This is a genomic window from Pontibacter sp. YIM B11418 (assembly GCF_059278805.1).
Genome location: NZ_JCAEMH010000006.1, coordinates 236,017 through 253,712, shown reverse-complemented (window position 1 = coordinate 253,712; position 17,696 = coordinate 236,017). Strand labels below are relative to the sequence as shown.

Sequence of the window (17,696 nt, the reverse complement as noted above, 5' to 3'; positions counted from 1 at the left end):
TTCTGAAGGCGACAAATTAGCTACCTGATAGTCAGGACCTCACATGTTATAACACGCCTCAGCCGGTAACCTTCCGTTCTTATACCTGCATTTGGCGGATAGGTTGGGCCTTTGCCGAGTATCCTCCAAAAAGCGCCATTTTGAAAATCGGGAAGATCGAATGAAAAAAATGCGCTGCGGGCTTCTATACCTGCACAGCGCATTTTTTGTTGGCTAGCTTACCGTAACGGTGGTGGCTTTGCTATGTTTATCTTTTGGAAAGAGTGCATCTTTCAGGGTCAGGTATACGAAGGTGCTGTTGGTGACGAGGTAGCGCTTCCAGAGCCGCTTTGGCTCCTGGTACAGCCGGTACGTCCACTCCAGCGACAGGTCACGCGCCCACTTCGGCAATCGCTTCTCCAGACCGGCGTACGTCATATAGGCCTGTCCTACTCCCAGCATACAGGCTTTCACGCGGCCTTTGTGCTCAGCCATCCAGCGCTCCTGCTTCGGGCAACCCAGGGCAACAAACACCAGGTCAGCTCCTGCGTCGTTGATCATATCCACGATCGACTGGTCCTCAGCCTCCGTCAGTTGGCGGAAAGGCGGCGAGTAATGGCCCGCTATTTCGATGTTAGGGTGCTTCGCCTTGGCTGTGGCGACTACAGCCTCCAGCACATCGTTTGTAGAGCCGTAGAAGAAAACCGACTTGCCTCTGGCAGCAGCCTCCTCGATCAGGCGCGGCATCAGGTCCATACCTGGCACGCGGTCCTGCTGGTGGCCGTACTTCAGCTTCATCAGTTTCGACAAAGGCCCTCCGTCTGGCGAGGCCACATCTGCCTCATTTAAAATTTTATTGAATCCCGGATCCTGAGAAGCCTCTACCAGCATATGCACATTGGCAAAGCACACATAAGAAGAGTCTCTGTTTTCGGTCATCCAGAAGACCTGCTCCACAAATTCATCGAAGCGACCCGTGGTAATGTAGGAATTCAGTAAGCGACGCTTCTGCTGCAGGGGTGCTGCCGTTCTGCGTAGGGTGCTTGGTTCCATTATATCGTTAGTATGCATTTTTCTCGCCTTTCACCATGTTCCACACGGTCAGGAAAATAATTTTCATGTCCATCATGAAGCTCCAGTTCTCCATGTATTTCACATCGTACTCCACACGCTTCTCCATCAGGTGCACTTCTTTGGTTTCGCCGCGGTAGCCGCTCACCTGTGCATATCCTGTGATACCCGGTGTTACGAAGTGACGCATCTTGTATTTGTTGATCACTTTAGAGTAGTGATCCAGCTGCGATACCAGGTTCGGACGCGGTCCCACTACCGACATATCTCCTAGCAGCACGTTGAAAAACTGTGGCAATTCGTCCAGGTTCGTCTTGCGCAGGAAGGCACCCACTCTTGTAATACGCGGGTCATTCTTAGTGGCTTGTAGTTCAGTGCTGTTATTCACACGCATGGTTCTGAACTTGTAGCACACAAACAGGCGGTTCTTTTTACCAGGACGCAGCTGCTTGAAGAAAATAGGCCCCGGTGAGCTGATTTTGATAGCCAGCGCGATAATCGGCATTACGATCGGGAACAGGAGCAGGATAACAGCAGAAGAGAAGGCAATATCAAATACACGCTTCGCAACACGGTTGGTCACTTGCTCCAGTGGCTCTTTACGCACACTGATCATTGGGATGTTCTGGTAGAAGTACATATTCACTTCACGCTGCACAATGGCGCTGAAATCAGGCACAATACGGAAGTAGATGAAGTTCTCGTCAGCAAACTCAGTGAGCTCGTCGATGTGCTCTTTGTCATTTACAGGCAGGGTATAGTATACCTCGTCGATGTTGTTCTGGAGGCAAAAATCCTGAAGATCAGACACATTGCCTTTCACCATGCTGCTGTGTTTGCTCAGTTCGTCGGCCTTGTCTGTGAAGAAGCCCATAAACTTACGGCCTGGCGCTTCGTCGTTGCTGAAGGTCTGGTGCAGGTTGATGGCGGCTGGTCCCATCCCTACGATCACGTAGCGGCTGTAAGCCATATCCGATTTCGAGAAGTAGCGCTGGGCCAGGAAAAGAACCACACGGCTAACACCAATCAGCAAGGCTGTAAACAGATAGGTATACAGAAGCAACAAGCGGGACAGATGCTCCAGGTTGAAGATTACGATACAGCTGGTGAGGATCACGGCGTGTATCGCAAAGGCATTCAACAGGTTACCTGTCCTTCTGCCCACTGGCAGGAAAGCGTCCACTCTGAAAACGAAGTTCTTGAACCCTGATACGATCCACCACACCAGCGCGAAAAGTACAAAGAAGATACTGTATTGGTGGGTGAGTTCCAGATCGCCGTATCTGAAAAGGTTTGAAAGCTTAAAAGCGAAAGCTATCAGCGTAATGTCTAGTATTAATAAGATTATTCTATTAAAACTATTATAGTGTCTGTATTTGTGCATAACCTGTAATTGTACTTATTGAATCATAATTCCCTTTTTCCCTAAATTGACCTTCTAACGCCTCTAACCTTCAATCACTTTGTCAATCCCCACGTTGCTCCGGGAGCAATGACATTCTTAATGTCTGTATTCACTTTTATATTTTAAGTTTTATTTCTGTTTTGGGTCTTCCTCTGCCAGATTAGATTTGGCTTCGAGTTAGCTATCAGAATTTAGACTGAAATACGACTGCATTTATATTAAGGTTTATTAATTTATCGCTAAATCAGGAATAAAATTTAAAGCGTAAATATTAACATATTTATATTTTTAAATAGTTATAAGGTAAAATAATAACTAACAACTTTGTTATATAACCATTCTAATAAAACACCTTGTTTTGGCCTGTCATTTCTCAAAAGGTTACATATGGGAGTCTATTTATTTTGTAAAAAAATATTTATGCCCGCCCGAAAACCTCAAAAGAGATTCTTTTAAAACCTGTCACCAAAAAGTGGATTTATTTTATTAGAAGATACACGAGAATACACCACTTAAACACACCCAAGCATATTTTAATATCATATAAAAATAATACAAAGTACTATCTAATTATTTTACTGCAGGGTGTGTTAACAGGCAGGAATTGATTAGAAGGCGGGTTCCGGAGGGTCATTGGGACGGAAACAACTGATAAAAGACCCTATCACATTAAAAGCCTAAAAAACCAGTTCATAAAAAATTTACTATTTTTTGAACCAAGTAACTCCAAAAAACATTTTGCACAATACGGACAGACCATAAAAATGTTCGGCAAAAGGTGATAAAAGTTTTCAGGCTTCGAAATTCATTTTTATGATACCCTGATAACTATCTGAGTGACATAAGAAAAAGCCAGTAGTGCTCCTTTTCTATAAAGATATCCCCTGAAACTGAATTGAATTTTCCGGCCATAGCCATTTTCATATAAAAGCATTCATCTATAGCAAACTTATACAGAACCCTCTATGCAACTGGTACAAAAGAGCCTCGCGTTTGTCGTGCTCACCCTGCTTTCTGTGCTTTGTTTTGGTGCAAAAACCTTAGCGCAAAGTTGCACTCCTATTATAACTATTTCGGGCTCCCCTTCGCTGTGCGCTGAGGGCGAAACAACCCTTACTGCCACACAGGCAGCTAGTTACAATTGGTCGAACGGCGCAACCACCCGTAGCATTACCGTCACAACAGCAGACACTTACACGGTGACTACCACCTCTGAGGATGGCTGTACAGCAACCTCGGCACCTGTCCAGATCAGTGAAAGACCCGATGCCACTATCAAAGACCCGCTGTATGACTTTACCTATTGCAGCTATACCGGTAGCGCTAATTCCTTTAAGCTGGAAGTCGAGAATGCTTCTAAAACGGCAGCCACTAACACGGGCTATACCATTAGCTGGGGCGACGGCAAAAGCAATACCTTCGGTGCTGATTTTGAGCGAACCAGCCATACTTATACGGCCGCCGGCCTGTACACCATCACTGTAACCGCCACCGACGCTGGCGGCTGCGAAGGCACATTCACGGAAAAACTGTTTATCGGCAGCAACCCCGGCCTGGGCATCACCAGCGATGGCAACAACATCGACTGTGCCCCGGTATCCTATGGCTTCCGGATCACGGGTGTGGAAGGCAACTCACCGCACACCGTCTATACCTTCCAGTTCGACGACGGCACGCCAGCCTATGTTTTCAAGCACAATGAGCTACCCGCCGACCGCATCCTGCGCCACGAATTCCTGGAGTCTTCCAAAGACAAGCCTAACGGTTTTACCCTGAAAGGCACCGCTACTAACCAGTGTAACGTATCGATTGCCACGTTTACCGGCATTCGTATCTCCAAAGGCCCAATAGCTGATTTTGCCATCGGCAATGTGTGTTTGAACGAGCCGGTTCGCTTCCAGGACAAGACCAAAAACGGCTACGACGCCTCCGCCAGAAACGACCGCTACCGTGTGCAATGGGAGATCTTCCCGGAAACTGGCTGGAGATTCTCTTCCGGTAATGGCACAACACTTTCTCCGAATGTGGTTTTCAACGAACTGGGCGAGTACCTGGTGCGCCTGACCGCCTACCCGCTTGACCCGAACTCGACCTGCTTACCAACGGTAATGGAGCAGATGATCGTGGTAAACGACGTTCCGAAAGCAGCTTTCGACCTAACCCCGGACGGCGGCGTGTGCGCTCCTGCTATTTATAGAGCCCAAAACAACTCCACTGGCGCAGATCTGAAGTATACCTGGGCGGTTTCGGCTGCTGAAGGCTGGAGCTTTGCCGAGGGCACCGATGCAAACTCCGAGAATCCAGTATTCAGCTTCGACAAATCAGGCTCCTATACCGTTTCCCTGCTGGCCAGCAGTTTCTGTTCTGCCGTGAGCAAGCAGGAAACCGAGATCATCGTCATTCATAAACCGATTGCCACGCTTCCAGCAGCGCAGACCTACTGTGGACCACAAACCATTGCTTTTTCAGAGGCTAACCCTGCCCACAGACCGGTGTATGACGCTCAGTCGGGCACGATCAGCGCCTACCGATGGGAAGTAAGCGGACCTGCCAATGTGAGTTTTGAGGAAGGAACCCATGCAGGCGTTGCTTATCCGGTCATCCGTTTTGCTGAGCCGGGTACTTACAGCGTGAAAGTGATCGCAACCAACGAATGCGGCGACTCAGAAGAAGCCACACAGCAAATCACCATCGATGCTATACCTGTGCTTGAGCTGAGCGCTCCAAAAGAAGTGGTCTGTCTGAACAGCGGCATCATGCCGTTGCAGGCCTCGCACGAAAGCGGCACCTGGAGCGGTTCTGAGTATGTATCAGCTGATGGACAGTTTAACCCGGCTGCTGTTGGCACCTATACCTTAACCTATACCTATCGTGCTGGTGTGTGCGAAGTTTCCGAGTCTATCACGATCACGGTGAATGACTTACCAGTTGCTCCAACCGTGCAGCCGGTGGCGACACTTTGTCCGGGCAGCACCGCATTGCTACAGGTACTGCAGGCTGAAGGCACTGTTCAGTGGTACGACCAGCCAACCGGCGGTCAGTTGCTGTACGAAGGCAGCAGTTTTCAGACTTCAACACTTGATCAGACTACAACATTTTACGCCCAAACCACAGTAGAAGGCGGTTGCTCGAGTGTGCGCACGCCATTCAAAGTAGAAGCATACCCAGCCACTCCAGCTCCTGTAATAGCTCCTGTTACCCTCTGCAGGTCAGGCAGCAGTGCCACCCTGATCGCAGAAGGCAATGCCGGCACCTACGAATGGTTTGCTGATGCAGCAGCTACTCAAGCTTTGGAAACTGGCAGAAGCTTCACTGCTAATAACTTGCCGGAAGGCATCAGCACTTTTTATGTGCGTGGTGTTACGAATGGCTGCTACAGTCCGGTGGTAGCCGCAGTTGTTACTATTTTACCGGCCCTTGACCGCAACATGCTGAATGAAGTAGCGGTGATCTGCGCAGGCCAGTCTCCTGCTCTGCTCACAGGCTCCGCTCCTATCGGCGGAAACGGCAGCTATACCTATACCTGGGAAGCCAGCGTGACAGGCGCTGACGAGGGATTTGAAGTATTAACTGGCGCTACGGGCGCTACTTTTCAGCCGGGCACGCTTAACCGCACCACCTGGTTCCGAAGAACGGTAATGTCAGCAGGTTGCTCCCATACCTCTGCTCCTATTGCTGTCACTGTAACACCTGTCATCGATCAAAATACAATCACCGCCATTGCTCCTATTTGCGAAGGCGCTGAGGCACCTGCCCTGGTTGGCAGTGAACCAATTGGCGGCACGGGCAGCTATACCTATACCTGGGAATACAGTACGACTGGCACCAGCGGCAGCTTTAGAGCAGCAAACGGCAATAACCGGGAGCAGCACTACCATCCGAGTGTGTTGAATGAAACCACTTGGTTCCGTCGCAAAGTGACTTCCGGCACTTGCCAGGAACATATTAGCGAAGCCGTGAAAGTGACGGTAGTGAAGCCGATCACGATGAACTTTGTATCGGTGCAGCAGAACACGATCTGCAGTGGCAGCACGCCATCTGTTATCATCGGCAGCATGCCGCAGGGAGGCACTGACCAAAAGATCTACCGTTGGGAGATGCGCAGCGAGAACGGCAGCTTTGAGCCTGCTCTTGGCACTAACACCGGTCTGAATTATACGCCGCAGATCAAGGACAAAACCATGTTCTACCGTCGTGTGGTGTCAGGCGGACCTTGCGGCGAAAACGTCAGCAGCGAAGTCCAGATACTGGTGCAGCCTGCTATTACAGGTAATTCCATCCAGATCGCCGGACAGCCGGTTATTTGCGAAGGCACCGCCGCCGCCACGCTCACAGGCCAACAACCAACCGGCGGAAACGGCAGCTATACCTATCGCTGGCTATACAGCACAGCTGGTCCAAATGCGACTTTCAACCCAGCTCCTGGTCAATTTACTGATCAAAACTACACCAGCCCTACTGCCCTTACTCAAACCACCTGGTACATGCGTGAAGTGGTGTCAGGTGAGTGTATCAGCAACTCAGATGTGATCGAGGTAACGGTGGTAGGCTTGCCAGCAGCACCAGAAGTAGCTCCTGTTACAGTCTGCGAAGGCAGCTCGGCTACCCTGACCGTGAACAGCCAAACTACTAACACGTTCCGATGGTATGCCAATGCTTCTGCTCAGGATCACCTATATGAAGGCTACAGCTTTGAGACAGCAACATTGCACGAAACGACAACTTTCTTTGTAGAAGCTGTGAACGTGAATGGTTGCGGCAGCAGCGAGCGCCGCCCTGTAACCGTAACGGTCAACAAGCGCATCGACAGCAACAGTCTGACAGCCCCGAGTGCCCCAATTTGTGCCGGCCAGCGTCCAGAGGTGCTGACAGGTACGCCACCTACTGGCGGCAACGGCAGTTATACCTACCGTTGGGAGCGCAGCGAGCAGGGCCCAGAAACAGGCTTCAGCCCAGTAGCGGGTGCCACTGCCGCTACTTACCAGCCGGAAGCGCTGGAGAAAACAACCTGGTTCAGAAGAGTGGTACTGTCTGGTCCGTGTGAGGCGCACACCAGCCCTGCCGTAAAAGTAGACGTGCTGCCAGCCATCAGCAACAACACGATTGCAGTCGAGAAGAGCACCATCTGCGCAGGTGATGTGCTGCCACAAATAAAAGGCGCAGCGCCAGCCGGCGGCAATGGCAGCTACACCTATCTGTGGGAGAGCAGCCGCGATGGTCAGCACTTTACCGCCGCTGCAGGTACTAACAACCAACCGGACTACCAGGCCACTGCTCCACTGACCGAGCGCATGTGGTACAGAAGAGTGGTGTATTCTGCTCCTTGCCAGCAATCGGTTAGCCCGGTTATGGAGATCGTGGTGCAGCCGATTATTGCCAATAATACCATCACCACACAATCGCATGCGATATGTGCGGGGGATACGCTAGACGAGTTGAAAGCTACCCGACCAACTGGCGGCAATGAGCAGCCGGTATACCTGTGGGAAAGCCGCACTGAGGGTACTGAATTTGCTCCAGCAGCAGGCAACAACACCGGCATGAACTACCAGCCGAGCCAGTTATCAGAAACCACCTGGTTCCGTCGCAAAGTGGTGGCTGGTGAGTGTTTCAATACTTCAGCAGAAGTGCGGATTCTGGTGATTGCAGTAATTGTGAACAACACGATCTCTGCGGACCAAGTGATTTGTACGGGCACTGCTCCTGCAAAACTCACAGGCTCACAGCCGACAGGAGGCACCGGCAGCTATACCTATTACTGGGAAGCAGCAGGCAATGACGGTGTATTCCGCAAAGTAAACAACAGCGCATCTGCCGACCTGACGGTGGGCATCCTGACCACGACGACCTCCTTCCGCCGTGTGGTGGAGTCCGGTCCGTGCCAGCAGGTATCGAATGTGGTGACTATTACGGTATCGCCTGTCATCAGCAATAACACCATCGGTCTGAACCAAAGCATTTTCCGTGGCCAGACACCGGCTCCGCTTTCGGGGACCAACCCGAGCGGCGGCGCTGGTGCGGGCAGCTATACCTATCTGTGGGAAAGCAGCTACAGCCAGCAGGGTGGCTTTCAGCCGGCAGCAGGTATAAATAACGGCCGTCATTATACCCCGGAGGCGCTGCATGAGTCAACCTGGTTCCGCCGCCGTGTGTTCTCGGGTGGTTGTGAGACGACATCCGACCCGGTACTGATCGAAGTGCACAAAGGCGTGACAAACAACAACATCTATAGTGATCAGGTGATATGTGCGGGCAACAAACCGGCAATGCTTAACGGCTCAGTGCCTGTAGGCGGCGACGGACAGTTCCTATACCTGTGGCTGGCCAGCACGAAAGGCGCTAAAACTGGCTTTATGACGGCTACGGGCCAGAGCACCGGCAAAGATTACAGCCCGGCAGCGCTCACGCAGTCTACCTGGTTCCGCCGGGTGGTGCTTTCCGGCCCTAAGCCAGACACCAGCGCGGCCGTGTTCATCAACGTGCGACCGCCAATGGCCAACAACCGCATCAGCACCAGTCAGACTGTTTGCTTTAGCACGGCACCATCTGTGTTAGTTGGTACCCTGCCAACCGGTGGCAGCGGCAACTATACCTATAGCTGGGAAAGCAGCACCAGCGGTCCGGACAATGGCTTTACAACAGCAGTTGGAAACAACGATGGCAAAGATTTCCAATCGGCAGGACTTACCCAGACCACCTGGTTCAGAAGAATCGTGACATCGGAGTCGTGCGAGCGCCTGGTGAGCGAGGCCATAAAAGTAACCGTGACGCCACTGCCAGACATGCCGGTGGCGAGTAGCCAGACCATCTGCCACAGTACCAAAACCACGCTGACCGCTTCAGGCAAGGGCGGCAGACTGGAGTGGTACACAGAAGCACAAGGCGGCAAACCGATTCAGGTGGGATCCAGCTTCACAACTCCTGTGCTAACGAGCAGCACCACCTACTATGTACAGGAAGTGGCTTCGTCCTGCGCTAGCGAGCGTCGTCCGGTAACGGTAACAGTGCCTGCTACGAGCGCCCATGCAGGTATAGACCAGACCCTGATGCTGGGCAGAACCGTGCAGTTGGAAGCAACGGGCGGCGCAACCTATACCTGGTCGCCTGCTGAGGGCCTAAGTAACCCGAACATTGCCAACCCATACGCCAAACCGGAGAAAACCACGACCTATACCGTGACCGTGACCAACGAAGCAGGCTGTGTGTCTACGGACGAGGTGACGATTACGGTGCAGCAGCTGGTGTACGTGCCGAACACCTTTACGCCCAACCAGGACGGTGTAAACGATGTGTGGGAGATCCTCAACATTGAGCAATACCCGAACTGTAAGGTGCAGGTGTTCAACCAGTGGGGCAATACCGTGTTCAGCTCAGAGGGCTATAAACTGCCATGGGACGGACGCCAGAACGGCAAAGAGCTCCCAATCGCCACTTACTATTACCTCATTCAGCTTGGCAACCAGGAAAAACCGCTTTCAGGAAGTGTGACAATTGTTAAATAATCGTTTATGAATAAACTTTTAGCTTTAGGATTTGTGCTTCTGCTGGCTACCCAGGCCATGGCGCAGCAAAAGCCGCAGTACTCCCAGTATACGCTCAATAACTATCTGCTCAATCCAGCCATTGCAGGTATAGAGGATTACGCCGACGTGAAAATCGGCACCCGGCAACAGTGGTCCGGTCTGGAAGGCGCTCCCGTGTCTTACTATGCCACGATTCATGCGCCACTGATGAAAGAGCCGACTCCCATAACAGCGGCGCAACGTAACAGCTCGCCCGCCAAAGAGGCCACCACCAAAAAGCCAACTTCTTACCGTCGCATCAGGCCGCACCACGGTCTGGGCGCCATGGCCATGACGACGGCCACGGGTCCACTCAAGCGCAGCAGTTTTAACGTGAGCTACGCTTACCACCAGCCGCTTTCCCGCACTTTGCGTGTGGCTGCCGGTGTGGCTCCGGGCCTGATACAGTACAACCTGGACCCCTCGGCCGTGCGCGTCATCAATCCGAATGACAAAGCCATCAACGACGGGCGCATCAACGAGATGAAGTTTGACCTGAACTTGGGTCTTTGGCTGTACTCTTATAATTATTATGTAGGTATAGCCGGTGCGCAGCTTGTGCCCAGCAAGCGCGAACACCTGACAACTGGAAATGCTACTGACAACAGCGGCCGACTGCAGAAGCACTACTTCCTGACCGGCGGTTACAGGCTGGACGTGTCGCCTGACCTGGCACTTATACCTTCAGTGATGGTGAAAATGGCACAGCCAAGCCCGGTGTCGGTGGATGCTACACTCAAGGCCATGTACAGCGACCGCATCTGGGCGGCGGCCTCCTACCGTCACAACGAGTCCGTAGCCGTGATGGCTGGGGTTAACATCAGTTACCTGATGGACCTGAGCTATTCTTACGATGCCAGCGTTTCGCCATTGGGCAGCACCAACTCGGGCAGCCATGAAGTGGTGCTGGGCTTAAAACTGCGCAACACCGCCAAAATTATCTGTCCACAATGGGCCTGGTAAGCTAATCAGTATAGGTTTAAGAGATTTTGACGAGCAGCCAATGGCTGCTCGTTTACTTTTATAAGCACTAGTAAAACACAAAACTTTTACATATTATTACAGTATAGTTATGTAATCATCCCTGTCAATTATGGCTATCAAACAGATCCTCTCGACTTTTATGGGTATTGTTTTCATTGTTTTCGCTGCTATGCAATACAATGACCCTGACGCTGTAGTTTGGATAGCCATTTATCTGGTGGCAGCCATTTTTAGTTTCCTGGTGGCTTTCAACAGGATAAACCAGAATATACTCTTAATAGCTTTTGTTGCTTATGCGATAGGGGCTGTGTTCTTCTGGCCTGCTAAATGGGAAGGGATAACAATTGGCGGGGGCGATATCAAAAATATTGAGGAAGCGCGTGAGTTTTTGGGTCTGGCCATCAACAGTATCACAATGCTGACCTTTGCCTTGTTTAGCAGAAGCAGAGCACGGCTCCATCCCAGAAAACTAATATACCGGCAAGGAAAATGGGCAAACTGATTGCTCAGCCTGCCCATTCTTTTATATAAAAGCAGACCTTACTCTATAGGCCACTTCTTTCCTATACTTATACCTGCTCTGCCTTGAAACCGGCTTTTTCTACTGTGCTCTTAATCGTTTGCGCATCCAGGCTGTCGGTGCTCACTTCCAGAATTTTGTCCGGATTGTCAGTATCCACTTTCCAATCCTGCACCCCTTCCAGCTTGTTCAGATGAGGTGTAACAGCTTTTATACAGCTTCCGCAATTAATGGTCGTCTTAAATTTATAGGTCTTCATATTTAACATAATTTATAAACTGATTAAAAATAACTCTTTATAATTTCTTTCCGCGCAGACGCAGACTGTTGCTTACCACTGAAACTGAACTGAGGGCCATGGCTGCGCCCGCCACCATCGGGTTGAGCAGAAAACCCGTGAACGGGAACAGTAAACCGGCAGCCACAGGTATACAGATCACGTTGTAAATAAAGGCCCAAAACAGGTTCTGGCGAATCGTGCGCACCGTTGCCCGTGAAAGATTAATGGCCGCCGCTACCTGCATCAGGTCAGAGCGCATCAGCGTGATGCCGGCTACATCCATCGCCACATCAGTACCATGGCCCATTGCAATGCTGACGTCAGCCGTGGCCAAAGCCTGCGCATCGTTTATACCATCTCCCACCATGGCCACAACTTTGCCCTGCTCCTGCAGCTTTTTCACAAAGTCGGCCTTGTCACCTGGCAGTAATTCGGCTTCGTAATGAGTTATTCCTACCTGTCGGGATACGGCGGCTGCAGTTTGTGCATTGTCTCCGGTGAGCATGTATACCTCCAGACCTGCTTCGTGCAGGCGGGCTATACCTTCAGCGGCGGCAGGCTTAATCGGGTCACTCACCGCGAACACACCCAGCGCTTTTTGCCCGTTGGCAAAGTATACGGCCGTTTTGGCGTTTTCCTGCAGCTGTCGGGCAGCATCTTCCAGCTGGCTTACAATGCTGATACCTTCCTGGTGCAGCAGCTTCTTGTTACCGGCAAAGAATTTCTCTCCTCCAAAGGCCGCTTCCACTCCCATACCTGTGACGCTGTTAAAGTAATCTGGCTCCAGGGTGGCTATACCTTGCTCTTTGTAATAGGTATAGATGGCCTGCGCAATCGGGTGCTCTGACTTCGCCTCGATCGAATAGAAAAGCTGCTCCAGATGCTCCTGGCCTTCTACGCCCTCGTCCCACACCACATCGGTTACAGAGGGTTTACCCAGTGTGATGGTGCCCGTCTTGTCAAGCAGGATAACATTTGCTTTGTAGGCATCCTCCAGGCTCTGCGCGTCTTTGATCAGGATGCCGTTTTCAGCACCTTTGCCCACACCCACCATAATGGCGGTAGGCGTCGCCAGACCCAGCGCACAAGGACAGGCGATCACCAGTACCGAGATCATAGACACCAGCGCCTGAGACAAATACGCTTCGCCACCCAACACGATCCACGCCACAAAGGTCAGGACCGCGATCAGCAGCACAACGGGCACGAAGATACCTGCAATCTTGTCCACCAACTTTTGTACAGGCGCCTTGCTGCCCTGCGCCTCCTGCACCATTTTGATAATATGGGCAAGCATAGTTTCCCCACCGGTTTTGCGGGCAACGAGCTGCAAACTGCCTTTTTGGTTAATCGTACCGGCAAACAGCATATCACCTACCTGTTTCTGCACCGGAAGCGGCTCTCCACTCAGCATGCTCTCGTCCACATAAGAACCGCCTGACAGCACTTCGCCGTCCACCGGTACCCGATCGCCGGGCAACAGCAACACAGCATCCCCTATCCGAACCTCTTCTATGCGGATCTCCGCTTCCACGCCGTCGCGCAGCACTCGTACCGTTTTGGGCTGGAGCCCCATCAGCTTTTTAATGGCTTCCGAGCTCCGGCTTTTGGCGCCTTCCTCCAGGTATTTACCCAGCAAGATAAAGGCAATGATCACGGCCACGGCTTCGTAATACACGTACGGCTCCAGGCCACGGCTCAGAAAGAAAGCTGGGTATACGGTATTGAACAAGCTGAAAGCGAAGGCTATACCTGTGCTCAAGGCTACCAGGGTATCCATGTTAGCGCGCAGGTACTTGGCCTGTCCCCAGGCGTTCACAAAAAAGTGACGGCCGGCCCAGAACAGGATCGGGGTAGTAAAGGCCAGCATAGCCCAGTTGCCCCAGCTGAAGGTATTGTGAAAGAACATGCCCAGCACAAATACCGGGAAGGCTAGTACCGCCGCCGCGATGGTTTTGGTCTTGAGCACAGCAAGGGCCTGCTCCTGCCGCTCCTCCAACTCCTCCTCCGTGTGCTGTCCGATCAACAGTTCGAAGCCAATCTCATGCAGAGTGTCGCGCAGCTGGTCGGGCTTTACCTGAGTTGGAGCGTAGGCTACCTGCACCGTCTTGCCGGCGAAGTTCACGTTGGCCTCCTGCACGCCGTCGACTGTGCGCAGCATGCTCTCGATGCTGGACGCACAGGAGGCGCAGGTCATCCCCTCTACCGGGAAAGTATCTTTTTTATAGGCTTTTTTTTCTATCGTTTCCATGTTGCGTTGCTGGTTTATCTTCCAATTAACTAAACAAAGGTACGCCTGTTCCATGCCCCAAGTGTTACAGTTTCCCCGGAAAGGTTTACATATTTTGGGTAGCCTGATCAATAGCTATCCCTTTTGGGCCATATAAATTGGAACTGTGAATCAACTGCATGAAACTTATCGGGTGCGTTATTTTTGTTTTTAATATAACAATTGTTTATGTTCGGGGATAAACACTGATGAAAATCAGTGCAAATTCGCTACCCAAATATATGTACTGCGTCATTCAGTACATTTTACCTTACCTATGCTGAAAACAAACCCGCCCACGCATCTGCATGCAGCATCGCGCACGACTTATCTTGTGCTGTTTGCGTTCGCGGGCCTATTGGCCATCCTGCTTGTTCTTACCTCCTATACCTTCTGGCAGGCCCGCCAGGTGCAGCTTAGTCACGACGCTTATGTTATGCTGGCACTGCAGGAACTCGAGCTGATCGATAACCTGCAGACTAATGATGATGCCGTACACAAAGCAGTGCTCTTACACCTCACCACTGACAGCAAAGCCGAAAAAGCCGAGTACGAACAGGAAATCCGGGCTACCCAGGCGCAGAGTGCCACCATCACCAGCCAGTTAATGGCCATGATCGTAAATGACGGGCGCAAACGCATACTCGGCCGTTTTGAAAATGAAACTGCGGCGCATGACACCCTGATCGCGCACCTTTTGCAGCTTAGCCGCAGTGGGAACATAGCAGAGGCGCTGGCCTATAACCGATTGGTGATCACCCCGGAGTATCAGCAGCACCAGAACCACCTCAAAGAGCTAAGCGAGAGCATACGCCAGGCCACGCGCCAAAGTGGCGAGTGGGCATCCCGGTCTATTTCTTCGTTCATAGACAGCCACAAGCTTGTTCTAGCACTCATCGTATTGATCAGCGTAGCGGCCCCGCTCCTGCTCCGCAACGTCATCCAGCGGCTCCGGCATGACAACAAATTGCTCAATGCAGAAATTCAGAAACGGCAGGAACTGCAAAAAGCCCTGCTCGACAGTCAGAAACAGTACAAGATGCTCTTTGACCTGAACCCGATGCCCATGTGGGTGTATGACCGGCTCACCATGCAGTTTCTGGACGTAAATGAGGCTGCCCTACGCGAATACGGCTACAGCAGAGAAAGCTTCCTGGCACTTAACATATTTGATATCAGGCCGGAGGATGACGTGCCGCTTCTGAAACAGCAGCTGGACCAGATAGACAAGCAAAAATCGCAACAGAGCAGAGTGCGCCACAAACGCAGCGACGGCAGTACGTTCGAGGTAGAAGTGATCTCGCATGCCCTGCCCCGCATTGGGGAGAGTATGCCACGCCTGGTGGTGGCCATGAACGTGGATGAGCGCCTGGAAATGATAGACAAGCTGCAGACCAGCGAAAAACAGCTGCGCGAGATTAGCTCCAGTATACCGGGCGCCGTATTTCAGCTGGAGATGAGGAGCCTGTCCCACTACGCCTTCACCTTCGTCAGCGATGGTATCCGGGATCTTTTCCACATAAGCCCTGAAGAGGTTTATAATAGTACCGCTGCGCTATACCGACACATTGAGCCTGACGATGTAGCGCAGGTACTACAGGCAATTAGCGACTCTTACCAAAATCTGTCTCCGCTGGTAGTAAGCTTCCGGATCAGACAGCCGCAGGAAGGCAGGTGGAAGTGGGTACAGACCCACGGGCTCCCTACCTGTAAAGAGGCCGGCCACGTAATTTGGAACGGCACTCTGATCGATATCACAGAGCAAATCATAGCACAGGACAAACTCATGGCTAGCGAGGCAAACCTGAAAGCCCTGCTTGACAGCTCCCCCCAAGCCATATACCTGCTAGATAAGTCGATGCGCCTGATGATGTGTAATGCTGTGGCGAGGAAGGACGTACGCAACACGTTGATAACTGAGTTGAAAGCAGGTATGAACTTTCTGGATCTGGTAAGCAAAGAAAAAGAAGCGAAATTTCGGGAGCAGCATAAACGGGCCATGAATGGCGAAACGATCCTGTGTGAAGACGGACACGGCAAATACTGGCATGAAGTGTCACTTCGTCCCGTATTTGGGTCTGATAACCGCGTGCTGGCAGTTGCCCTGAGCTTGCTCAATATCTCGGAGCGCAAACGGGCCCTGGAAACCATCAAGCGCAACGAAGAGCAACTGGCCCGGGCACAGAAACTGGCGCAGCTTGGCAACTGGGAGCTTGACATGGAGCACGATCAGATTATCTGGTCTGACAGCGTGTATGACATTTACGGTGTCAGCAGAATGTCTTTTATTCCATCGCGAACCAATATCATGCATTTTGTGCCGGAAGAAGAACATGCGCACCTGTTGGGGGCGATCGAAGCGGCTTCCAACAACAAGCAGATCCTATCGGTAGAGCACACCATTGTGCGGCCTGATGGACAAAAGCGCACGGTCTATGAGATAGGCGAGCCGGAATATGATGCGCAGGGCAGGCTGGTACGGTTCCATGGTTCCGTTCAGGATATCACAGACCGCAAACGAACTGAGCAGGAGGCATTGAAGACGAAGAACCTGCTGCAGTCCACTTTGGATAACATTCCGGAAATGATCTTCTCCGCCGACTCGACACTTAAGATGCTCTACGTCAGTTCGCAGTGCCGCGAACTGACTGGCTACACCGAAGAAGAGTTTACAGGCAAGACTAAGTTCTGGTACAAGATCATTCACCCGGAAGATCAGGAATACCTTAAACAACATATTCTGCCTGCCCTGAAAAGAGGGGAGCGACAGCACTACGAAATGCGCATCATAACAAAGGATGGGGAGTGCCGATGGCTGATGTTCCGCGTTTCGCCCAGGAAAGATGAAAACGGGATCGTTCACCGTATCGATGGCGCTGGCTCTGATATGACGTCTTACAAAGAGGCGCAGCAAAAACGAGATGAGCTGACCGATCAGTTGCTAAGGCAGAACCAGAGCCTGCAGCAGTTCGCCTACATTGTGTCGCACAACCTCAGGGCCCCTATTGCGAACATACTGGGCCTCACCACCATTTACAATAAGCACAAGCCCGACTCGCCCATGAACCCGCGGGTGATCGAGAACCTGTTCAAATCTGCTAAACTCCTCGACACGACAATCCGCGACCTGAACGACCTTCTCACGATCCGGAGCGAGTTAAACAATGTGCAGGAAAAGATCCGGTTTGAAGATACGTTCAATGAAATATATGACAGCCTGCCCACAGAATTATTAGGGGAGCGTACCCGGCTGGAACGGGATTTTGAAGAAGCCCCCACTGTGATAGGTGTTCGTAGCTATGTGCACAGTATTATGCATAATCTAATAATAAATGCTTTGAAATACCGATCCCCTGAGAGAAATTTGCATCTGCGGCTTAAAACTTTCACTATTCCTAACTATATTTGTCTGAGCGTCTCGGATAATGGACTTGGGATCGACCTGGGTAAGGAAAAAGAAAAAATCTTTGGTTTATACAAGCGATTCCATTCCCATGGAGGAGGCCGGGGCTTGGGGTTACACCTTGTCAAAACCCAGACAGAGCTGCTTGGCGGCAAAGTGGAAGTAGAAAGCCAGGTAAACGTGGGCACTACTTTTAATATTTATTTTAGACACACCCTGTAGT

General features: G+C 51.4%; 8 protein-coding genes. 4 read left to right on the top strand and 4 right to left on the bottom strand.

From position 1 onward, the window contains the following. Positions 1-213 precede the first annotated feature (213 nt). Positions 214-1,032: a WecB/TagA/CpsF family glycosyltransferase gene (locus AC4QZR_RS16140; protein WP_494481845.1), complete on the bottom strand. Its 819-nt coding sequence runs from the start codon at positions 1,030-1,032 to the stop codon at positions 214-216. Between the two features lie 7 nt (positions 1,033-1,039). Continuing rightward, complete coding sequence (locus AC4QZR_RS16135) at positions 1,040-2,434, bottom strand: undecaprenyl-phosphate glucose phosphotransferase (protein WP_494481844.1); 1,395 nt, start codon at positions 2,432-2,434, stop codon at positions 1,040-1,042. Between the two features lie 986 nt (positions 2,435-3,420). Between AC4QZR_RS16135 and AC4QZR_RS16130 the strand changes: the two genes are divergently transcribed. The 3 genes from AC4QZR_RS16130 (at position 3,421) to AC4QZR_RS16120 (ending at position 11,503) form a co-directional block, all read left to right on the top strand. After that, complete coding sequence (locus tag AC4QZR_RS16130; RefSeq protein ID WP_494481843.1) at positions 3,421-9,957, top strand: DUF8696 domain-containing protein; 6,537 nt, start codon at positions 3,421-3,423, stop codon at positions 9,955-9,957. A 6-nt stretch (positions 9,958-9,963) separates the two neighbouring features. Next, complete coding sequence (locus AC4QZR_RS16125; RefSeq protein ID WP_253405427.1) at positions 9,964-10,980, top strand: PorP/SprF family type IX secretion system membrane protein; 1,017 nt, start codon at positions 9,964-9,966, stop codon at positions 10,978-10,980. A gap of 130 nt (positions 10,981-11,110) precedes the next feature. Further along, positions 11,111-11,503: a transmembrane 220 family protein gene (locus AC4QZR_RS16120; protein ID WP_494481842.1), complete on the top strand. Its 393-nt coding sequence runs from the start codon at positions 11,111-11,113 to the stop codon at positions 11,501-11,503. A 67-nt stretch (positions 11,504-11,570) separates the two neighbouring features. Here the strand turns inward: AC4QZR_RS16120 and AC4QZR_RS16115 are convergent, their stop codons facing one another. Together AC4QZR_RS16115 and AC4QZR_RS16110 are read right to left on the bottom strand one after the other, a co-directional pair. Continuing rightward, on the bottom strand, positions 11,571-11,780 hold the full coding sequence (locus tag AC4QZR_RS16115; RefSeq protein WP_494481841.1) for a heavy-metal-associated domain-containing protein: 210 nt from the start codon (positions 11,778-11,780) through the stop codon (positions 11,571-11,573). A gap of 37 nt (positions 11,781-11,817) precedes the next feature. Next, complete coding sequence (locus tag AC4QZR_RS16110; protein WP_494481840.1) at positions 11,818-14,052, bottom strand: heavy metal translocating P-type ATPase; 2,235 nt, start codon at positions 14,050-14,052, stop codon at positions 11,818-11,820. A gap of 295 nt (positions 14,053-14,347) precedes the next feature. Between AC4QZR_RS16110 and AC4QZR_RS16105 the strand changes: the two genes are divergently transcribed. Further along, the gene (locus AC4QZR_RS16105) at positions 14,348-17,695 is read left to right on the top strand and encodes a PAS domain S-box protein (RefSeq protein ID WP_494481839.1); all 3,348 of its coding nucleotides are present in this window, start codon (positions 14,348-14,350) and stop codon (positions 17,693-17,695) included. The last annotated feature ends 1 nt before the right edge of the window (position 17,696 follow it).